The 21,082-nt window shown below is 57.5% G+C and carries 13 protein-coding genes; 11 read left to right on the top strand and 2 right to left on the bottom strand.

The window, feature by feature from the left end; genetic code table 11:
• Positions 1-128: 128 nt before the first annotated feature.
• From SynBMKMC1_RS10960 to SynBMKMC1_RS10975, 4 genes are all read left to right on the top strand, one after another.
• Positions 129-1,409, top strand: coding sequence for a VWA domain-containing protein (locus SynBMKMC1_RS10960; RefSeq protein WP_186471755.1), 1,281 nt, complete (start codon positions 129-131; stop codon positions 1,407-1,409).
• The gene (locus SynBMKMC1_RS10965; protein ID WP_186471756.1) at positions 1,399-2,235 is read left to right on the top strand and encodes a M20/M25/M40 family metallo-hydrolase; all 837 of its coding nucleotides are present in this window, start codon (positions 1,399-1,401) and stop codon (positions 2,233-2,235) included. Before SynBMKMC1_RS10960 ends, SynBMKMC1_RS10965 begins: the two co-directional genes overlap by 11 nt.
• A gap of 3 nt (positions 2,236-2,238) precedes the next feature.
• The gene (locus tag SynBMKMC1_RS10970; protein WP_186471757.1) at positions 2,239-2,898 is read left to right on the top strand and encodes a hypothetical protein; all 660 of its coding nucleotides are present in this window, start codon (positions 2,239-2,241) and stop codon (positions 2,896-2,898) included.
• Between the two features lie 66 nt (positions 2,899-2,964).
• A complete protein-coding gene (locus SynBMKMC1_RS10975; RefSeq protein WP_186471758.1) occupies positions 2,965-3,465 on the top strand; it encodes a hypothetical protein in 501 nt (166 codons plus the stop codon).
• Positions 3,466-3,521: 56 nt separating this feature from the next.
• On the opposite strand, the gene SynBMKMC1_RS10980 is transcribed toward SynBMKMC1_RS10975, so the two are convergent.
• Positions 3,522-5,696, bottom strand: a complete 2,175-nt coding sequence (locus tag SynBMKMC1_RS10980; protein WP_186471759.1) for an AAA family ATPase — start codon at positions 5,694-5,696, stop codon at positions 3,522-3,524.
• Positions 5,697-5,794: 98 nt separating this feature from the next.
• On the opposite strand from SynBMKMC1_RS10980, the gene SynBMKMC1_RS10985 reads away from it, so the two are divergent.
• The 7 genes from SynBMKMC1_RS10985 to pglX (SynBMKMC1_RS11015) all read left to right on the top strand — a co-directional run bounded on the left by SynBMKMC1_RS10985 (position 5,795) and on the right by pglX (SynBMKMC1_RS11015) (position 19,701).
• On the top strand, positions 5,795-6,727 hold the full coding sequence (locus tag SynBMKMC1_RS10985) for a hypothetical protein (protein ID WP_186471760.1): 933 nt from the start codon (positions 5,795-5,797) through the stop codon (positions 6,725-6,727).
• 72 nt (positions 6,728-6,799) lie between these two features.
• The gene (locus SynBMKMC1_RS10990) at positions 6,800-7,507 is read left to right on the top strand and encodes an outer membrane protein (protein ID WP_186471761.1); all 708 of its coding nucleotides are present in this window, start codon (positions 6,800-6,802) and stop codon (positions 7,505-7,507) included.
• 246 nt (positions 7,508-7,753) lie between these two features.
• On the top strand, positions 7,754-8,398 hold the full coding sequence (locus SynBMKMC1_RS10995) for a BrxA family protein (protein WP_186471762.1): 645 nt from the start codon (positions 7,754-7,756) through the stop codon (positions 8,396-8,398).
• On the top strand, positions 8,395-9,009 hold the full coding sequence (locus SynBMKMC1_RS11000) for a DUF1788 domain-containing protein (protein ID WP_186471763.1): 615 nt from the start codon (positions 8,395-8,397) through the stop codon (positions 9,007-9,009). The genes SynBMKMC1_RS10995 and SynBMKMC1_RS11000 overlap by 4 nt, the downstream gene beginning before the upstream one ends.
• Positions 9,006-12,497 carry a BREX system P-loop protein BrxC gene (gene brxC, locus SynBMKMC1_RS11005; protein ID WP_186471764.1) on the top strand — a complete coding sequence of 1,164 codons (3,492 nt, stop codon included), beginning with the start codon at positions 9,006-9,008 and terminating at the stop codon, positions 12,495-12,497. The genes SynBMKMC1_RS11000 and brxC overlap by 4 nt, the downstream gene beginning before the upstream one ends.
• A gap of 48 nt (positions 12,498-12,545) precedes the next feature.
• Positions 12,546-16,112 (top strand): BREX-1 system adenine-specific DNA-methyltransferase PglX, encoded by a 3,567-nt coding sequence (gene pglX / locus SynBMKMC1_RS11010; RefSeq protein ID WP_186471765.1) that lies wholly within the window; start codon positions 12,546-12,548, stop codon positions 16,110-16,112.
• Between the two features lie 4 nt (positions 16,113-16,116).
• Positions 16,117-19,701: a BREX-1 system adenine-specific DNA-methyltransferase PglX gene (pglX, locus tag SynBMKMC1_RS11015; protein WP_222930363.1), complete on the top strand. Its 3,585-nt coding sequence runs from the start codon at positions 16,117-16,119 to the stop codon at positions 19,699-19,701.
• Positions 19,702-19,804: 103 nt separating this feature from the next.
• Here pglX (SynBMKMC1_RS11015) and SynBMKMC1_RS11020 read toward each other — a convergent pair whose 3' ends face one another.
• A complete protein-coding gene (locus SynBMKMC1_RS11020) occupies positions 19,805-21,070 on the bottom strand; it encodes an AAA family ATPase (protein WP_186471766.1) in 1,266 nt (421 codons plus the stop codon).
• Between the last annotated feature and the right edge of the window lie 12 nt (positions 21,071-21,082).

Genomic DNA, 21,082 nt, shown 5'->3' on the forward strand with positions numbered 1-21,082 from the left:
CGTGGCGCAGCGGCCTCTCAGTCTGTCGCGGGTCGGGCTGAATGCCTTAGTCGTTCTTCGCAGGAGAACAGCTCCGAAAACCCGCCGCGCAGGAAACAGTGGCTGCAGACCACGCGAGAACTTGCGCCATGGAAACCAGCCCATCGATCCCTGTTCTGAGCACTCACCCCGAGCGCCCAGCCATCAGCCAAGGCGGCTGCCGCCTGAATGTGCTGCTGAGACTCAACGCCCCGCCCCTGGTGGCGACCCGCAGCGAGCGCCAGCCGGTTGCTCTGTCGGTGGTGATCGATCGCTCCGCCTCGATGGCCGGCGCCAAGCTCAAGGCCGCCTGCGCTGCGGCGCAGCAGCTCGTGCGTCAACTCACGCCGGCCGATCGCATCTGCGTGATCAGCTTTGACTCAGAGGTGCGCACCGTGGTGCCCCTCAGCCCACCGAGTGAGGAGGCCATCACCCGCATCGGCCGCATCCGCTCCGGCGGTCAGACCGCACTGTTTGACGGCTGGGGCGCTGGCATGGAGTCGCTGCTGCAGGCGGAAGAGCTCCAACACAACCAGAAACGGGTGCTGTTGCTCACCGATGGCCAGGCGAATGTCGGCCTGTGCCGCCGTTCTGAGGTGGCTCCCTGGGTCGGAACAGCCCAAGAGAGCGCCATCAGCACCAGCTGCATCGGCTTGGGGGAGGACTACGAGGAGCGGTTGCTCATCGCCATGGCAGAAGCAGGTGGCGGCAACCTGGTGCACCTCACCGCTCCGCAGCAACTGGAGGCGATCTTCCAGGCGGAGCTGGAGGGCCTGAACCTCACCCTCGGCCGTGACCTGCGCCTGCGGGTGGGCCTGGCAGAAGGCGTGGCAGTCGAGCGGCTCTACAACCCGATCGACCCCACCGCCGATGGCTGGATCCCCCTGGGTTCCCTGCAGGCCGGCACAACACCCACGCTGGCGCTGCAACTGCGGATCGCTCCAACCGTCGCAGCAGCGGCGGGGGCTGTGAGAGAGCTATTGCAGGTGGAAGCCCGGTGGTTCACGACCGATGGTGAGCCGGACCAGCTGCAAGCGTTGCTGCGGTTACCGGTGGTGGATCCCTTGACCTGGGAGCAGCTCGCCAGCGATCCCGAGGTGCAGCGCGAGGTGCTCCTCCAGGAGGCCGGGCGGCAACGCCAACGGGCGATGGAAGGGATTGATCAGGGTGATCTCTTCTCCACACGAGGCTCGGTGGAAGCAGCGCTGTGCAGCCTGGAGATGGCGGAAGCCAGCCCGGAGGTTGAGAAAGAGCGCCAGCTGTTGCATGAACTGCTCGATCTGATCTCGTCCAACAAGGTGTCGCTGGCGCGCAAGGTGATGGGCACCCAGGCCTTCAACCGTGCCCGCAGCCGCAAGCTGCGCAACCAGGAGGGCTCCGATGCGCTCTGAACTCCAGCAACGCCTCCTGGCTGATCTCCATCAGATCGCGATCCCTCGCCATGTCCACTGGAATCCCCTGGGGCTGATGAGCGTGCGGGAGCTCCTGCGGGAAAGGCTCGGTGCACTTGGAGAACTCGAGGAGCATCGGTTCCACACCAACAGCGCCGGTGATGGTGTGAACCTGATCCTGCGCCTGCCGGGACAAGACCCGAATCTTGAACCATTGCTGGTGGGCGCCCATTACGACGGCCCGCTGCACTCTCCCGGAGCGGACGACAACGCCAGTGGCATTGCGGCCCTGCTGGAGCTCGCCAGGCGCTGGGCCAAGACCCCACCACGCCGGCCGGTATGGCTGGTCGCCTTTGATCAGGAGGAATGGGGGATGCTCGGCAGTGAGGCCCTGGCAGCGCAGCTCCGCGCAGAACGGCAACAGCTCAAGCTGATGGTGAGCCTCGAGATGCTTGCCTACACCGCCGACGAGCAGAACTATCCCCATGAGGCGATGCGAGCGGTCTATGGCAACACCGGCGATTTCATTGCCCTTGTGGCCAATACCGGCGCCGGGCTGATGCTGCCGGGGTTGGCGCAGCGGCTGGGGCGTCATGTCACCACCAAGGTGCTGCCGGTTCCCAACGCCGGGCGGGCCATCCCTGATGTGCGACTCAGTGATCACAGCCCCTTCTGGGATCAGGGCTACAACGCCCTCATGGTCACGGACACTTCGTTTATGCGCAATCCGCATTACCACCGCATGAGCGACACGGTGGACAGCCTCGATCTGGTCTTCTTCTCCAAAGTGGTGGAGGGCCTTGATGCAGCCCTGGGAGCGCTCTGATCCATGCCTGTGAATCTGCTCACCGAGGCCTGCATCTGCCAGGTGCGCGAGGCGATGGTCTTCTGGTCGCCTGCAACAGCCCGACTGAAGGCAGGCACCTCCCAGGCCAAGGCCCACCCACGTCTGCATGGCCGGGTGCAGATCGTCGATGTCTTTTCCCTGGAAGTGGCGACGGGTTACAGCCGCGATCCCCACGGGCGCCTGCTGCTGCACGCCGCTCCTTCTGTGGCGCAGGGCCGCAGCTGGAGCCTGGCCAAAGCAGCGCAGCTGATCCGCAATGACGCCCGGCCACACCGCTGGGTGGCGCTGCAACTCGACAACCGGGTCTGGGGGCTGTTCTGGGCCGGAGGTGGCTTGCAACGTTGCCGGGAGTTGTTGGCTGAGCAGGTCCAGGACGCTGAGGCCTGCTCCGCTCTGGTGCCCGTGACAGCGGATCGGGTCCTCGAACTGGTGCTCAGCAACGACCGTTCAACCTCCTCCCACAGTCCAGTTCGAGCTGGCCTGCCTCAGCAATCGATCCTGCAGTGGGTGAGATTCACCTCAGCGGTCTGGCTGGTGATCCTGGCGCTGATCAGTGCTGGCTTCCTGCACCAGCTGGAGCGCCAGGACCGCAAGCTCGACCTGCTGCTGGAACGGCTCGAGGCCACCGACATCAAGCCCTGAAGGCGACTGGCCACAACCACGTTGGCGGGAGCAAAATGGAATTCAGCTCCATTCGCGTTCTTGAGCATGAGCCGCGAGATTGATCCCTACCGGATTCCCAAGGCCCGTTGGGAAGTGGCGCCGGCAGCGGGCCTGGCTGCCGTTGACATCAATGCCAATGGTGGTGCCTGGAGTGGCCGCGAATTCATCGGTGAATCCACCCTCGGCGGTGTCGCGGTTTACGCGATCTATCAAGCTCTGCTCACGGCACTGCGCACAGAAGCGCTGCGCAAGCAAGGCGCGATCGACCGGCAGACCCAGGTGCAGGCGATTGCCTCAAGCGTCTGGGAGTCGGCCAAACATGGTGCGGTCGTCAGCCTGGTGCTCAGCGTCGTCCTGTTGGTCTTTCCCTGGCTCGGCATTCCCCTTGCCCTGCTTGGGTTCGTTGGCCTGGGCAAGGCCTCAGTGGATCTGCTCCATGCCTTCTGGGACGGCCTCGATGCAGAGCAACGTCAGGAGCTGCACCGCGCCGCCTTTGATGCGGGCGTGAACCTGAATCGACTGCTGGCAAATGCTGCTGTGGGTTGAGCGTCGCTCCCACGTCGAGAACGGCTAACAAGGCTGAAACTTGTCAACCAGTGACTTCAGTCTCTGCGAAGCCGACCGGAAGAGAACGGATTCAGAGATCCTGAATTTCGCTGCAGCTTCTGTTCTTCGTTCACAGCAATTGCTTCTCTGCAGCGTTGTACAAGCTCTTTCCTCAGGCTGTCGGGTTGCTCAATGCGGATACCACCCCCAAAGGCAAACAACCAGCTGCGCAAATCGATATCGGAAGCCACAGTCCAATGCGGCAAGTCCAGCTCTACCGGATATGGATGCGTGGAGTCAGCAGAGCCGGGTTCCAGCACGTGTGGCGCTTTGGGGTGATACCACCAGCTGTCCTCAGGGAGCGGTTTTGAAAAACGTGTGTGCTCGATCGGATAGCGATTCAGCCCCTCACGGATGAATGCAAACGACCACTCGTTGCAACAAAACCTGAGGGTGACCAATGCCTCGATACGTTTTTGGCTTGAGTGACTGGCTACAGCCAGCTGCCGATCCAAATCACTTCCAAAGAAAATGCCACCGCTGTGATGCAGCAATCGCTCCAATCTTTGGATAGCAGCGGCATGCTGTTCACGACTACGGCGAAGGTCTCGATCAGCACGAATCACGGAAAGGCGGTCAAGTCTTTCACTGCGAATCAATCCATGTTCACGGCCAATGTTGTCTTCTTCGTAAAGCAGATACCAACCTACGTTGTGAAAAATCAGCTGCAATGGCCAGATGCACAGCTCTCCAGCAGGGCTTTCGTCAAACCGTCCCACACCGGGATAACGCTGCAGCAGCACGCGGCGGTGAGCCACGATCGCTGCCTCGATTAACTCCGCGCGATGGGGAGCAGCGAGCGAATCACGGCGCACCAGCTGGGTATCGACCACCGTATGGCGAGCAAAACTGCGCACCGGCGGGAGGTCGGTGGTGCTGATTCCAGCCCAGGAGAGGCGTTCGTCTAATTCGGCCAGCAGGTCCTGGGCTGATGGATCCGCCAAGCGGGACGCCGCCTGATGCACCACGTTGTGGACCTCTTGCAACCGCGCTGGTGAGAGCACGGCACTCCCCAGGCAGTACCCATGGCGCACATTGTCGTTGCGTTTTCGGAAGCCATACGGAGTGAGAATTTTCTCGAGGTCCTTGCGAAGGGTCGCTGTCTCGCCCGGCAGGTAGGCACCGGGAATCGTTTCAACAGCGCTGACCAGGTGTTGATGGAGGCCGCTACCGCGCTCGGCTGGCCGGTCAAAGGGCACCTGCAACAAATGGCGCAACAGTGTCATCACCCGCACGAAAACCGGGCCATCACCCATCGGCGGCAGCCCGCCATGGATGGGACCGTGATCCAACGAGGCGGGTGCCAACTGAATGGCTTCCGTGCTGGGAATCGCACGGCAAAAACCATTGGCTTCCATCCAAAGCAAGTCATTGCGGATGGCAGTGGCATCGGCAAAACAGGCTCCATGCATGGCACCCAGGAAAGCGGCCGCCCGATCAGCCAAATCCCCCTGGGGAAGTGGCGAAAGGATGGCCTCCAGCTGCTCAGTACTGGTGGGATCGGTTGCCGTCAGATCCGGCCAAATGCTCAACAGACGGATTAGGTACAGCAGCCGTTCGAGATCGAGCAGCTGGGAGTAGCCATGCCGTTGCACTTTTCGCTCGCGGTTAATGGCGGAGCGAATGCGGTGATCAAGGCCGCTCAATTCAGCCTGCAACACAGGCACCAGGTCGTCATGGTGGTTGGGCACCACAGCACAAATCGCAGCGAACCCTTCAGAACGTGAGGGCCCGAAATGCGGGTCAGCCAGTGCAGCAGCCATTTCCTGAACCACTGGCACAGGCACCACACGCTCACGCCGGGCATTCCAGGCCAATGACGTGGGGAGATCGGTGTAAAGCCACCAACCAATCCATTCCACTGGGGTGGGCAAAGACAACGCCTGGGTCATCGCCAGCCGCCAGGCACGGCGGGCATGGGTGGCATCGACGATCACCGGAACACCAGCGGTCACGCACTCCTGGATGCGCTGATGCAGTCGCTGCTGAATGTCGACCCATGGGCCCTGAACTGCAGCATCACCAAACACCTCAGCACGGATGGCATCGGTGGAGAGCACCTGCGCCGGTGGTTCACCCGGAGAGGTGAGCAGGGGCGCCAGGGCCTGGGCAAGAGTGGTCTTGCCGCTAGCAGGCTGTCCGATCAGCAGGTGGCAGCGCAGCGGCGACATCGGGAAGCTCAAATCGCTTTCCACTCTTTCGCACGAACAATGGCCCGTTTCGGGGCTTCGCGGGAAAACCTGATCGCATCCAGGTGTGCTGTTCATTCATGGGCCGGTCTCAGGCCACTTATCGCGTCCCCGACGTGTTGCGCCCGATTCAAATTCTCGACTTTGTGGAATTGGCTGGCAGCACCATGGCTGCTGCAGAGGCGCTGCACCTCTCACAGCCAACCGTGAGCCGCCACAGCAGGCGGCTGATTCATGATCTGGGCTTGGTGGCATCCACAAGCAACCGCGCTCCCGGGGCCCTGCGCCATGGATCCAGTGCCTGTCTGCAGTTGCTACGCCAAGCCGCGCAACATCACCGCTTGATGGCGGGATCCTGGCGACTGGGCAGTTGCCCCTGGGTTGAGGCAGTTTTGCCGGCCTTCAACGCTGTAGTCAGACATCCTTTTCAGTTGCGCCATGACATGAGCTGGCGGATCCTGCTGCAAGCCCATGTTCTCGACCTGGTGCTGATCAGTGGTTTCGATCTCGATCTGATCTGCCCAGAACCCTTGCCATCAGATCAACCGATCACGGTATGGGGCGCTTTTGCCTTGTTGCCAGTGGGGGCGTCGGCATTGGGGTTGCTCTGTCCGCCGACCCAGCCAGACGTCCTGAAGCGTTGGAGCCCCATTGCTGTTCCAACAGACAGCCTCGCGCCAGGACTTGGTGCCATGGTGCGGCAGACACAATGGCGATGTCGTTACGCCCCGAAAAGCTGCCATGCTGCCGGCAGCTGGGCGAAGTGGCTAGAGGACGTGCAGGTTCCCGTTGCCGCCACCGCTGCGTGGGCTGATCAGCTTGAGCATGCCCTAAACGGTTGGTACTGGCGGCCTTGGCCCAAAGCGGTTCAAGACCAGGTCTGGCTTGTCGCACTCGAGACGGTCTGGCGAAGCCATCCCCAACTGGAGGAGCTGCGCAACAAACTCAGCGGCCGACAACAAGAATTTGATGCAGATTCTGAATCAGCATCCAGAAAATCCAGGGGCAATTAAGCGATCGATCCATGCACTGTGGTGCATTGCACTGGCCTTTGATGAGCTGGTTGTGATTGAACAATTCCGGCCATGTCTTCTGTTACCCAGCTTCTGCAGAGATCATCTCTCGCCGGAGCAATGCTCTTTTGTGCTGCCATGCCGATGGCCCATGCGCAAGAAGCAGAAGAGCAACCTGCTCAAGCGGAGCAGGACAAAGGCTTTTATGCCACGGCCGGAGTCGGGGCTGCATGGCCTCAGGATGTCACCGGCAAGAGCACAGTGTTGGATATTGATGTGAAGGGTGAATACAGCCTGGGTGTCGGCTTTGCTGGAGAGATCGGTGCTGGATATGACTTCGGCAATGTAAGGACAGAGCTCACTTATCTCTACAACAATGCATCACTCGATCGCCTGAAGGTTAAAGCTCTAGGCCAGGAAATCACTTCATCCATCAGCAGCGGCGACGTGAATACCAATTCCGTGATGGTATCCACCTATGTCGACATTCCCACCAAAGGCCGAGTCTCACCCTATCTCGGCGGTGGCATTGGTTATACCAATGTTTCCTGGGGAAGCTACGGCGTTAACGCCTTAGGAACCAGTGTCAAACAGAATGCTGGGAATCAGGGTGTTTTTGGTTATCAAGGGAAGCTGGGAATCAGCTATCTGGCCAGCAAAAAAACAGATGTTTTTGTTGAGGCGACTTATCAAGGCACTGCTGGTTTCACAGTTGATGATGTGTCCTACGACCCGCTCAGCAGCTGGGGGGCACGCCTGGGGGCTCGCTATCGCTTCTGATGTGTAACAGGGGGAGCACATGGCTGAAGCTGAGCCTGTGCTCGCCTGGTGTCAAATCATCAAGAACTTGAGGACGAGTGAGCACGTTCACTCGTCCTACGAGAAGGTCATCTCTTCCATTCAAAAGATACAGAACGGGGCACCGCTTCATCCAAGACTGTGAAAAGCCCCTGCATCATCGGAACCAAGTGTGTTTCACTCCATCCACCACTGCCAAACTGGGCACCATTGGTGGGGTGGAGGGCAATGGTGAAGGCGGTGCGTGAGGCAGGAAGGTACTGCCTGAGCTTCACCGCCGCCGGCCTCAAGCCAGAGCTTGCCGCAGTGATGGCTCGTATCCATGCCGAAACCGGCAACTGGAAAGAAACGCGTGCCTTAGTACTGGAGCGCAATGCACTGCAAACCCGCTCGCTCGCCAGCGCCAAACGGCTGGAAACCGAATTGCGCCAGCGGCTGCAACTGCTCAACGATGAGCAACTCAAGCTTTTGGCTGAGGGATCCAGCGATGACCGCCTGGCCATGGCGTGGCTGGCAGTGCTGAAGCGCATTCAGCTCACCGTGGAGCTGACGCGGGATCTCTTGCTGGACAAACTGGAAGGCAGTGATGCCTTGCTCAGACGGTCTGACATGACTGGGTTTTATGAGGCCTCCGAGCAGCTGCATCCAGAACTTCAGGCTCTGTCGGTGAGCTCCCAGAAGAAGGTGCGCTCCACTGTTCTATCGATGCTGCGGGAAGCGGGATTGCTGGAGGGTAAAGCCAACCGCTCCGGCCAACTCGGCACGGTGCAACGCCCAAGCCTCAGCCCGCAAGCCCTGGCTCTGCTTGACAACGATCCGGATCTGCGGGCCGGGTTTTTGCTGAAGCCGAAGCAGCGGAGGGCAAGGCGATGAGCAACAGCATCAAAGGCCTCGATCAACGCCTGCAAGACATCTTGCTGCGGCCGGAATTCCTGGAGATGCGCGGCGTCGCCAAGGAAGTGCCGATCTTCATCCAGACCTACAACCCCGCTGATGACGATGAACTGCGGCGGGTGGTCCAGGGCACAGAGCAGGTGCTGCGCCAACAGGGCATCCGGGTGAAGCACGTGGATCTGTTCGAGCTGGTGTTGGAGTTGCTCGACGCCAAGGGTTATCTGGATGTTGTGTTGGAGGAAGAGCCCGAATGGAGCAAGAGCGATCTGTTTGACACCCTTCAAAACGTGGCTGAACCCACCAGCGCTCTGGTGCCGAAGTTGATGGAGGCTCTTGGCGACGACAGCCAAGTGAGCCTGATCACCGGCTCAGGCCGGGTCTATCCCTTCCTGCGCACTCACACCATCCTTGAGGCCCTGCAACCGGCGATGGTGCGCCACCCAGTGGTGATTTTCTTCCCCGGCGAATACAAACAAGATGCCGATGGCGGCTCCTACTTGCGGCTGTTTGGCACCAGCACGCTCAGCAAGATCGAAAACCCCCACTACCGCGCCACCAACCTCGACTACTTCGGCAGCCAAAACCCATGACCGCAACAACCATCCAAGAGCTGTTCGAGAAGCCCGTTGATCGGCCAATTGATGGCGTGATCAAAGCCGATGACATTCGCAATCTGAAGATTGAACTGGATGAATACGTCATCACCCGCGAGGTAGCGAAGGGGCTGAATGTGTTCAGCGAGGCCTACCTGCACAACCCCACCGCCAATGGCGTCTGGATCTCAGGCTTCTTCGGCTCTGGCAAGTCGCACCTGCTGAAGATGCTCTCGCTGATGCTCGACAGCGAGAAGCAGGTGGAGGACCAACGGCCTGCAGACATCCTGCTGCCCAAGGTTGACGACGAGATCCTGCGCGCCGATCTGAAGAAAGCCACTGCGATTCCATCGCGCAGCCTGCTGTTCAACATCGATCAGAAATACGACGGCATCGGTGGCACCCACGAGGCCCCTGTGCTGGAGGTGTTCATGAAGGTGCTCAATGAGCTGCAGGGCTATTACGGCAACCAGGGCTATGTGGCTCAGCTCGAGCACGACATGGCCACCCGGGGCGAGTTCGAGCCGTTCCAGCAGACCTACGCACAAGTCAATAACCGCCAGTGGAGTGACGACCGCGATGCCGTCGCCACGGTGACCAAGCGCAAGTTCGCCAAGGCCTACGCCGAGCACTTCGGCGGCAGCGAAGACGACGCGATCACAGTGATCAACGACGCCAAAAAGAACTACCGCCTTTCAATTGAAGGCTTTGCCAAGCGAGTGCGGGAGTATCTCGATCAGCAGGAAGACGGTTTCCGGCTCAACTTCTTTGTGGATGAGGCCGGCCAGTTCATCGGCCAGGAACGTAGCCGCTTGCTCAACCTGCAAACAGTGGTTGAGAGCCTGGCCACCGCCACAGACGGCCGGGCCACGGTGTTCATCACCTCCCAGGCCGATCTGGAAGGAGTGCTCGGTCAGGTGAAGATTGAGCAGGCTGACGACCTCAGCAAAATTCAGGGCCGTTTCAAAACCAAGCTGTCACTCGCTAGTGCCGATGTGCAGGAGGTGATCCAACGGAGGCTGCTGGCGAAAAAGCCGAACGAACCCGAGCAACTGATTGAGATCTACGAGCAGGAACAAGAGAACTTCAAAACTCTGTTCCGGTTCAGCGAGGACTCACGCCAGCTGAAGGGCTGGAATGATTGCCAAAGCTTCTGCGGGCTCTACCCCTTCCATCCCTACCAATTGGCTCTCTTCCAGGAAGCGATCCAGAGCCTGGCGTCCCACAGCATTTTTGAAGGCCGAAGCCAATCCGTCGGGGAACGCTCGATGCTCGCGGTGTTCCAAGACGTGGCCAAGACAATCAAGGAACTGCCGGTGGGGAGATTGGCCAGCTTTGACCAGCTGTACGACGGCATCGAAGGAGTCATCCGCGCCGACAAAAAGCAGACGATGGCGACCGCCCAGAACCAGGTCACGGACCTGGAGCTGCGAATCCTCAAAGCTCTATTCCTGATCAAGTGGGTGCCGCAGTTCAAGAGCACGCCGCGCAACATTGCGATCCTGCTGATCAATCAGCCCAACTTCGACATCCGCATCCATGAGCAAGGGATCAAAGACGCGCTGATCAACCTTGAGCGCCAGAGCTATCTGCAACGCAACGGCGAGGTCTACGAGTTCCTCACCGACAAGGAAAAAGATGTGGAGCAGGAGATCAAACGGGAGGAGGTGGGTGACTCCCAGGTGCTCAAGCAGTTAAACGCGATTGTCTTTGACGACGTGCTGGGTGCGACGGGCAAGGTGCGCTTTGAAGACAACAACAACGACTACCCCATTTCGCACAAAATTGATGATGGACTGGTCTCACGCAAAGACGCAGACATTTCTATCAATCTGATTACTCCTGAGCACGAGAACTATGGCAATGAACCTGTGCTGATCGGACGCAACATGGGCGGGGTGGAACTGATGGCGATCCTCCCCGATCAAGACAGCCTGCTCAGTCAACTTCGTAGCTTTCTCAAAACTGATCTTTACATCAAAAAGAACAGCGGCAGCGACGATGAGCTGCTGGAGTCGATCTTGGCTGCCCGTGCCCGGCAGAACACTGAGCGGCGCAGTGCACTTGAAGGCATCGTCAAAGAGCAATTACGCACTGCCCAATTGATTTTGAACGGGCAAACCCTCTCCGTTGGCGAGGGGGAGCCGAAAGCACGATTCAGCAAGGCCTACCAGAAGCTGATTCGTTCGGCCTATCCGAATTTAAAAATGATCCGCGGTGTCTTCAACGAAGGCAGTATCACCAAGGTGATCGGCGATCAGGACGATCTACTCGAAGGCTCAGCGATTCAACTCTCAGAAGCAGAGGACGAAGTGCTCACCGAGGTATTCCGCAACCAAAACAGTGGTGAACGGCTCAGCGCCGAATCGTTGGTGCGCAGGTTTGAACGGCGTCCCTACGGCTGGAGCCAGTGGGCCACGCTCACCTTCATCGCTCGCCTACACCGGCTTAGCAAGTTAGAGCTGCGGGAGAAGCAACTTCTTAGCGATCGGGAAGTGATCGAATCCCTGTGCAACAGCCGCAGGCTGGGTGACGTGACCATCCGCAAGCAGGAGGCCTACGACCCGAGCCAGATCAATGCCCTCAAGCAATTCCACCGTGAGCTGTTCGGCAAAGAGAGCAGCGGCACTGAGGCCCGCAGCACCTGTGAGGCCTTCCGCTGCGCAATGAAGGATGAACTACAAGATCTCAACACCATGGCGGCACAGGCAGAGATCTATCCCTTCCTTGATGCCGTGAAGCCTTGGGCCAAGAAGGCCAAAGCGATGGCCGAAAAGGAGAACAGTTATCTGCTCACCCAGCTCGACGACTTCAAAGAAGACTGGCTGGATGCAGAAGAAGAGACGCTCACACCGCTGAAGCTATTCCTCAACGGCAACCAGAAGAGGGTGTACGACGGGGTGAAAGCCTTTGCGGCCCGCTACAGCGATGAATTCAGCAGCCTGCCAGCTGAGCAGCTGCAACCAATCACCGAGTTGCTGGCAAGTTCAACACCCTATGCCGGTGGCCTGATCCCCAAGGCCAACAACGCGCAAACCGCCCTGGAGCAACAGCTCCAGGAGCGACTGCAACAGGCCCGGGAAGCCGCTGAAGCCTCACTCACTCAACAGGAAAACCAACTCAAGGCGGGTAAAGACTTCCAAGCGCTCACTTCTGAGCAACAAGGCCAGGTGTTGCAAGCCTGCGCTGCCGCCAAGGCTGACCTGCAAAGCGCGACGAAACCAAGTGCAGTGACGTTGCGCTTGAACCGCTATCGGGACACCGACAAACCCAAGCAGTTGGCAACCATTGCACGTTTCAAAGCGCCGCCTACTCTTCCTGGCGGCACAGACAAACCAGCGATCAAATGGGTACCGGCCTCGAGCTTGACTCCCAATTGCAACCTCAGCGAGATCACCAACAGCGCGGATCTGGAGCAATGGCTCAGTGCTTTGAAGCAAGCCGCAGAAGCGGAGCTCAATCAAGGCCACCGCATCAGCCTTTAAGCCTCAAGCCGTTCATTCCATATCCCCACATCTGACTCGATCGCTGCCATGGCCGTTAACACCGCTGCTCTCAAAACCTTCGCTCCGGCCATGCGTCGGCAGCTGATGGAAGCGGTGGGCCGCAAGTTGGATCTCCTGCTCAACAGCCAAACACCCGACACGCTCAGCACCTACGCCAAGCAGATTGCTGAACTGCGAGAAGAGCAAGAGAAAAGCCGGGAACAACTGCTGGAGCAGGTGGCTTACACCTGGTTCAACCGCCTTTGCGCACTGCGTTATTTGGATGCCAAGGGATGGCACCCCTTTGGCTGCAAGGTGTTGATGCCAGCCGATGGCAGTGAAACCCAGCCGGAACTGCTGAAGCTGATGCGTTCCGGCAGCTTGCCTGCCGATCTAAAAACCTTCACCAGCGAGCAACGGCTGAACCAACTGCTGGATGGCCAGATCCCTACGGCCATCCCCGGTGGTGATGCCCAAGGGGAGGTGTACCGGGAGTTGGTGCTGGCAGCCTGCCGCAGTTATCACCAGCTGCTGCCTGATCTGTTTGAAGGTTTGGATGACGCATCTGAACTGCTGCTTCCTGATGATCTGCTGACGGAAGGATCGATCGCTGGCAACTTCCGCATCTCGATCTCCGATTCAGATTGCGACGACGTCGAAATCATCGGCTGGCTTTATCAGTTCTATATCTCCGAAAAGAAAGACGAAGTCATCGGCAAAGTCGTCAAGTCAGAAGATATCCCTGCAGCAACTCAACTCTTCACGCCGAATTGGATCGTGAAGTACATGGTGCAAAACACCATTGGCGCTCAATGGCTGGCCACCTATCCCGATAGCCCGCTGCGGCAGCAGATGGAGTTCTACATCGAGCCTGCGGAGCAGACCGATGAGGTGAAAGCAAAGCTGGCTGAAATCACACCAACGAGCCTGAATCCAGAAGAGCTCACCTTGATGGATCCGGCCTGTGGATCGGGTCACATCCTGGTGGAAGCCTATGAAATCTTTAAAGCAATTTATTTGGAGCAGGGTTATCAACTGCGGGAGATGCCAAAACTGATTCTTGAAAAAAATTTGTTTGGGCTTGATATTGATCCAAGAGCAATACAACTATCAATTTTCAGCCTCTTGATGAAAGGCCGAGAGGATGAGCGAAGGCTGCTTGAACGAGACATCAAGCTCAATGTGATTGCATTACAAGACAGCACAGATTTCAATCCAGAAGGACTTGCCCAGCAGATCAATCTCTCGGACTACGGGCTACAGCTGAATGACCTCACAGAATTAAAGCGATTGTTCGAACTCTCAACGACATTTGGGTCTTTGATCCAGGTTCCGGAGAGGATGAAAACGAAGCTGCCAGCGCTGAGGAAACTCAGCGAGGCAGTAAGCCAAGGCCTCTTTGCGAGGGAGATGGTCAAACACTTAGAGCCGCTTTTGCAGCAGGCAGTGTTACTAGCGACCCAATACAACACGGTGGTGGCAAATCCGCCGTACATGGGCGGGAAGTATCAACCTTCAAATCTGAAGAAATACCTGAATGATCACTACGTCGGCTACGAGAAGGACTTCTTCGCTGCATTCATAGACCGTGATCTTTCGTTAACTAAAAAACATGGACGGCTGGGCTTCATGACACCATTCGTATGGATGTTTATCTCAAGTCACGAGCAACTCCGCAGGCGTCTAATCGAACAGGAAACAATTAGTTCGTTAGTTCAGCTTGAGTACTCAGGATTTGAAGGCGCAACCGTTCCTATTTGTACATTCACGCTTCGGAAGGGGCATGTTGCAGGTGAGAAAAGCTGCTTTATTCGGTTGTCAGATTTCCGAGGTTCGGAGAACCAGGGTCCAAAGACGCTTGAGGCAGTTCTCGATCGTAATTGCGGTTGGTTCTTTGAAGTTGCTCAAGATGAGTTTTCGAGGTTGCCTGGCAGTCCTGCGGCCTATTGGCTCAGCGACGAATTTCGCAGCATTTATGATTGCTCACGCCTACTTGGGACGGCTGCACATTCCCTTCAAGGCATGATTACCGGCAATAACAATACTTTTCTAAGGCGGTGGCATGAACCTAAATTCGAAGGATTAGCCATCGGCTTTGATGACATGGAGGACGTAAATAAGTCCCCAAAATACTGGGTGCCATACAACAAAGGTGGCGACCTTAGGAAGTGGTACGGCAACAACGAATTTGTTTTGAATTGGTCAAATCAAGGTCGGGATCTGGTCCGGTCCAGGACGCAAAATTCCGACTACTACTTAAAGGAATGTGTCACTTGGACATTCATTAGCTCCTCGTTCTTTGCTGCAAGACATTGTCCCAACGGGTTTGTTTGGGACGTGGCAGGCTCAAGCGCATTTCCAAATTCAAAAAGAGAGCACACCGGAATTCTCGCTCTTATGTGTTCTGGTCTTGGCAAGAAGATGCTAGACGCTTCAAATCCAACATTGAACTACCAGGTAGAAAACATTTTGGCGCTGCCATTGCATAAAAACCTCACATCAATTGAAGATCGCCTTTCGGAGACAGTTTATCGACTTGTTGAAGCGAGCAAAAAGGACTGGGATGCCTACGAACGCTCCTGGGACTTCCAGTCTCTGCCCCTCCTGACGGCGGCCTCCAGCGAACCCACTTCCACTCTTGAATCCAGCTACATCGCCTGGATCACCGAGAACCGCGAAGTAATCTCCAAGATGAAGCACATTGAGGAGAAAAATAATCGCCTATTGATCGATGCATATGGATTATCAGACGAGCTTAATCCCGATGTCCCGATTGAACAAATCACTCTTACAGCCAATCCTTTCTATCGCTATGGAGGTGATAGCAGAGAAGAAGAGAAGTTGGATCGCTTCCAACGCGACTCCATGGCAGAACTTCTGTCCTACGCCACCGGCTGCATGATGGGCCGCTACAGCCTGGATCATCCTGGGTTGATTCTTGCCGATTCACGCAGCAATCAAGAAGAGCAGCTCACGGCCTATGAAGCAAAAATCGGCAAGTCAATTAGCGAAATTCAATTCAAACCTGATGCCGATGCCATCATCCCAGTGCTCGATGGTGAATGGTTTGAAGACGACATCGTGGCCCGTACCCGTGAGTTCCTCAAAGTCACCTTCCCTGAGAGCAGCGTCGGAGAAAACCTGCGCTTCATCGAGGAGTCCCTCGGCAAAGACATCCGCAAATACTTCTGTAGCGAGTTCTACAAGGATCACCTACAGACCTACAAGAAACGGCCCATCTACTGGATGGTGCAGAGCCCCAAGAAAGGCTTCGCCTGCCTGATCTACCTGCACCGCTACACCAAGGACACCCTCAACCAGGTGCTCAACAACTACTTCCGCCCCTATCTGCAGAAGTTGGAGGCCCGGCAAGAGCAACTGGAGCGGGATCAAAACAACGATGCCTTGCCCAAGCGTGAACAAACCGCAGCCCGTAAGGAAGCCGAAAAGATCACCAAAGTGCTCAAGGAATGCCAGGCCTGGGAGCAAGACGCTCTCATGCCCCTTGCTCAGCAGCGCATCGAGCTCGATCTCGACGATGGTGTGAAAGTGAACTACCTCAAGCTCCAAGAGGTGCTCGCCAAGATTCCTGGCCTGGCTGCCAAGGGGGATTGAGGAAATGGCTGTGAACACCGCTGCTCTAAAAACCTTCGCTCCGGCCATGCGCCGGCAGCTGATCGAAGCGGTGGGCCGCAAGTTGGATCTTCTGCTCAACAGCCAGACCCCAGACACACTGAGCACTTACACCAAGCAGATTGCTGAACTGCGGAGCGAGCAAGAGAAGAGTCGCGAGCAATTGCTGGAGCGGGTGGCCTACACCTGGTTCAACCGGCTTTGCGCACTGCGCTATTTGGATGCCAAGGGATGGCACCCCTTCGGCTGCAAGGTGTTGATGCCGGCGGGTGAAGGCGAAACCCAGCCGGAACTGCTGAAGCTGATGCGTTCCGGCAGCTTGCCCTCAGATCTCCAGGCCTTCACCAACGAGCCACGGCTCAACCAACTCCTCGATGGCCAGATTCCTACGGCAATTCCAGGAGGTGATTCCCAAGGGGAGGTGTACCGGGAACTGGTGCTTGCGGCCTGCCGCAGCTATCACCAGCTGCTGCCCGATCTGTTTGAAGGGCTGGATGACGCAAGCGAACTACTACTGCCCGACGATCTGCTGACGGAAGGATCGATAGCTGGCAGTTTCCGCAGCTCAATTTCCGATTTTGATTGCGAGGACGTCGAAATCATCGGCTGGCTCTATCAGTTCTATATCTCCGAGAAAAAAGACGCAGTGATCGGCAAGGTCGTCAAATCAGAAGACATCCCAGCCGCCACACAGCTCTTCACGCCGAATTGGATCGTGAAGTACATGGTGCAAAACACCATTGGCGCCCAATGGTTGGCCACCTATCCCGATAGCCCTCTGCGCGAGCAGATGGAGTTCTACATCGAGCCTGCGGAGCAGACCGATGAAGTGAAGGCGAAGCTGGCTGAGATCACACCAACAAGCCTGAATCCAGAGGAGCTGACTTTGATGGACCCAGCCTGCGGATCAGGGCACATCTTGGTGGAAGCCTATGAGATTTTCAAGGCAATTTATTTGGAGCAGGGTTATCAACCGCGGGAAATTCCGAAGCTGATTCTTGAAAAGAATCTGTTTGGGCTTGACATTGATGAGAGGGCAGCGCAGTTAACGACGTTCGCGTTGATGACGAAGGGAAGGGGGGATGACAAACGTCTTTTAGATCGAGACATCAAGCTCAATATAATGGCACTGCAAAACAGCACTAATTTCAATCCAGAAGAGATTGCTCAGCATGTCAATCTTTCGGACTACGGGTTACAACTAAATGTTCTCACAAAACTGAAGAAGCTGTTTGAGCATGCAAAAACATTTGGATCGTTGATTCAGTTGCCGGATGCATTGATGGAGAAGATACCGGCCCTGAAGCAGCTGCAGAAAACGGCCAGGCAGGAGCTGCTTGCGTCTGAGGCGCTCAAGCGTTTGGGGGCGCTAGTGCAGCAAGCCGAGTTGCTTGCGACGCAATATGACTCAGTGGTGGAAAACCCGCCGTACATGGGGGGCGGAGGCATGAACGCGCCACTAAAAACTTTCGCACAGAACAACTTCCCTGATGCTAAGAGCGACCTGTTCGCCTGCTTTATCGAACGCGGCTACACGATGGCCAAGGCTGGTGGTCACAACGCGATGGTCACCATGCAGAGCTGGATGTTCCTTTCATCGTTTCAAACGATGCGAGAGAGAATGCTCCGGGAGAAAACCATCACGACGATGGCGCAGATCGGATACAACAGCTTCCCGTCACTGAACTCAAAGGTTGCGCAGGCGACGGTCTTTTCGCTCGTGAACCACCGTCGCGAGAATTTTGTCAGCACATTCGTAGACCTCAATAGCGCCGCACAGTCTGCTCCCAAGGACGAGGTATTCCTAAAGCGGGATCCAGCAAATCGGTTTTCAGTTTCAACGAGTGAGTTTGTGAAGGTCCCTGGTAGCCCAGTGGCCTATTGGGTCAGTGAGAAGGTCCGAAGTGTCTTTGACCGTGCAACCCAGGTAGGCGAAGTAGCTGAGGTGCGGCAGGGGCTCGCTACGGGCGATAACAATCGCTTCCTTCGGGCGTGGCACGAACTCAGCCATGGACGCATCGGATTCGGTTATACGAGTGTCGCGGAGGCCGAGACCAGCAGCCAGAAGTGGTTTCCATACAACAAGGGCGGAGACTTCCGGAAATGGTACGGAAACCAATACTTCGTAGTGAATTGGGAAAACGACGGCAAAGAGATTCGGGTATTTGGAACAGAGGTAGGCGGTAGGCCGCGATCAAGAGCCCAAAGCACGCAGTTCTATTTTCGCCCATCGTTAAGTTGGTCAAAGATAACCAGTAGCGGCTTCGCGCTTCGTCGCTTTCCCGCCGGGTTCATATTCGATGTCGCAGGGTGCTCGATCTTCGGGGAGAAGCTGACTCCGATCCTTGGTTGCATGAACTCCGCGATCATGACGCAAGCAGTAAATTCGTTATCTCCAACGTTGAATTTTGAAGTCGGCCAAGTTCAGGACTTCCCGCTCATTGAGCCTACGACAGAAAGACTGCTCGAGCTAATAGAAGCGCTAGTTGCGATAGCGCGCTCCGACTGGAACGCCTTCGAGTTGACCTGGGACTTCCAATCCCTCCCGCTCCTGCAGTACGCCTCTGACTCCACGCCGACCCTCGAATCGAGCTACACCGCCTGGATCAGCCAGAACAAGGGCACCATCGCCGAGATGAAGCGCCTCGAAGAGGAGAACAACCGCCTCTTTATTGACGTATACGGCCTGGCGGACGAGCTCACCCCCGACGTACCCATCGAGCAAATCACCCTCACGGTGAACCCCGCCTACCGCTACGGCGGCGATAGCACGGAAGAAGAGAAGTGGAAACGCTTCCAGCGTGACTCAATGGCTGAACTACTTTCCTATGCCACCGGCTGCATGATGGGCCGCTACAGCCTGGATCAACCTGGGCTCATTCTTGCCGATTCACGCAGCAATCAAGACGAGCAACTTGCTGCCTATGAAGCCAAAGTCGGCAAGCCGATTAGCGAGATTCAATTCAAGCCTGATGCCGATGCCATCATCCCGGTGCTTGATGGCGAGTGGTTTGAAGACGATATCGTTGCACGAACCCGAGAGTTTCTGAAAGTCACCTTTCCTGAAAGCAGCGTGGCTGAGAACCTTCGCTTCATTGAAGACTCAATCGGCAAGGATATTCGCAAATACTTCTGCAAAGACTTCTACAAGGATCACCTGCAAACCTATAAAAAGCGGCCGATCTACTGGATGGTGCAAAGTCCCGCTGGCCCTTCAAGGGGTGGCTTCGCCTGCCTGATCTACCTGCACCGCTACACCCCAGTCACCTTGCTGCAGGTGCTCAACAACTACTTCCGCCCCTACCTGCAAAAGCTGGAAGCCCGTCAAGAGCAACTGGAGCGAGACCAAAACAACGATGCTCTACCCAAGCGCGAGCAAACCGCTGCCCGTAAAGAAGCCGAAAAGATCACCAAGGTGCTCAAGGAATGCCAGGCCTGGGAGCAAGACGCTCTCTTGCCCCTGGCGCAACAGCGCATCGAGCTGGATCTCGATGATGGTGTGAAGGTGAACTACCTCAAACTCCAAGAGGTGCTCGCCAAGATTCCGGGCCTCGCAGCAAAGGGGGATTGAGGAAATGGCTGAGCAAACCGTTTCAGGTTTAGGGCAGAGACAGGCTCGCGGGGCAGAGTCAAGGGCAGGGTCAGGGGCAGAGTCGCTGCATAACCTCACCTGGTTACAGCGCCAACCGCGCCGTTCCGGCCATCAGGTACTGAATCGCCTCACGCCCCCGCCGCGGCAGGGCTTCAACAGCGCCAGCCTCAATCAATTGCTGCAGGGTCTGCGACACAGAGGGCTGTTTCACCTGCCACAGCTCCACCAGCTCAGCCTGGGTCTGAATCGTGGCCGGATCCACCTGCGCCCAGGCCAACAAGCGTTCCCAGGCCGTGTCTCCCAGTTGCTCCTGCAGTTCCGTTTGGTTGCGTTGCCGCAGCGTGAGCAGGAGATCCTCCAGCCCCACTGGTGCCACATCGGCCCCTGCACTGGTGAGCCCCAGCAGGGCCGTGATCCCATCCTCCAGGGCTTTCAGCATGCCGCGCAGATCGCCGCGAAACAACTCGTACAACCGCTGCACCACCGCAGCTTGCACAGGAGAGCGCCAGGGTCTGGCCGGATCAAGCTGCAAGGCCTCATAGCGATTGGCCAGCAACTGCTCCACATCCCCCAGCTCAAGGGGCTCCAGCACCAGCGGATTGCTGAACACCGAGCGGATCTGGGTGTGGGTCTGCACCACCGTGCGCACAGCATCGGTGGTGCCCACCACGATCAGGTGCAGGCCGTCGTGCAGCAGGGCTTGATCGCGGATGCCCCGCAGCAGATCCGCCGCCCACGATGCATCGGCCTCACTCAGGTTCTCCAGGTTGTTGAGGTGCAAAACAACGCCGAGCGCTCCTTGGCTAATCGCGTAGCGGAGCAGATCGCGCAACACCCGCGGGCCGTCCAGCAACAGTGCCGCCGGGGGCGTGGCCACGCTCTCGCTCTGGCTGCCACCAACCCCCAGGCCAAGGGCCGAGACCGTGAAGCCGCCACCGCGCAGACGGATGCTGCGCACCAACTGCTGGGCGGCCTCCACTTCAGGGCCCGCTGCCGTTGGGCAGTTCGCCAGCACGGCGTCGTAAACCCCGGAGAGCAACTGACCCAGGAGCTGTTCACTCGCTCCCTCGGTACTGATCGGAATGATTTCGTCGCTGCTCCAGTACCCCTCCGATTGGGCATCGGCCTTCACCGTTTGCACCAGCGTGGTTTTTCCGATACCAGGGCGGCCCGCCACCGCCTGTCGGGAGCTGGCGCTGCTGCCAATTGTGGTGAGCAGCAGCTGTCGCTCCCGCTGCCGGCCCACAAACAGGCGCAGCGGCATGGCCTGCGAATCTGCCCGCAGAGTGGCCTGAAAGAAGGGCGAGGAGCGCAGGTTGTAAAGGCCCCAGAGGTTCGGCAGCGCCATGGCGGCAAGTAT

This window comes from Synechococcus sp. BMK-MC-1, assembly GCF_014279955.1.
In the GTDB taxonomy this organism is placed as follows: domain Bacteria; phylum Cyanobacteriota; class Cyanobacteriia; order PCC-6307; family Cyanobiaceae; genus Synechococcus_C.

Coding starts and splice junctions, on each gene's coding strand:
- SynBMKMC1_RS11020 (WP_186471766.1), bottom strand. CDS start 21,070: ATGGCGCTGCCGAACCTCTGGGGCCTTTACAACCTGCGCTCCTCGCCC.
- SynBMKMC1_RS10965 (WP_186471756.1), top strand. CDS start 1,399: ATGCGCTCTGAACTCCAGCAACGCCTCCTGGCTGATCTCCATCAGATC.
- SynBMKMC1_RS10995 (WP_186471762.1), top strand. CDS start 7,754: ATGGTGAAGGCGGTGCGTGAGGCAGGAAGGTACTGCCTGAGCTTCACC.
- SynBMKMC1_RS10975 (WP_186471758.1), top strand. CDS start 2,965: ATGAGCCGCGAGATTGATCCCTACCGGATTCCCAAGGCCCGTTGGGAA.
- SynBMKMC1_RS10970 (WP_186471757.1), top strand. CDS start 2,239: ATGCCTGTGAATCTGCTCACCGAGGCCTGCATCTGCCAGGTGCGCGAG.
- SynBMKMC1_RS10980 (WP_186471759.1), bottom strand. CDS start 5,696: ATGTCGCCGCTGCGCTGCCACCTGCTGATCGGACAGCCTGCTAGCGGC.
- SynBMKMC1_RS11000 (WP_186471763.1), top strand. CDS start 8,395: ATGAGCAACAGCATCAAAGGCCTCGATCAACGCCTGCAAGACATCTTG.
- brxC (WP_186471764.1), top strand. CDS start 9,006: ATGACCGCAACAACCATCCAAGAGCTGTTCGAGAAGCCCGTTGATCGG.
- SynBMKMC1_RS10990 (WP_186471761.1), top strand. CDS start 6,800: ATGTCTTCTGTTACCCAGCTTCTGCAGAGATCATCTCTCGCCGGAGCA.
- SynBMKMC1_RS10985 (WP_186471760.1), top strand. CDS start 5,795: ATGGGCCGGTCTCAGGCCACTTATCGCGTCCCCGACGTGTTGCGCCCG.
- pglX (WP_222930363.1), top strand. CDS start 16,117: ATGGCTGTGAACACCGCTGCTCTAAAAACCTTCGCTCCGGCCATGCGC.
- SynBMKMC1_RS10960 (WP_186471755.1), top strand. CDS start 129: ATGGAAACCAGCCCATCGATCCCTGTTCTGAGCACTCACCCCGAGCGC.
- pglX (WP_186471765.1), top strand. CDS start 12,546: ATGGCCGTTAACACCGCTGCTCTCAAAACCTTCGCTCCGGCCATGCGT.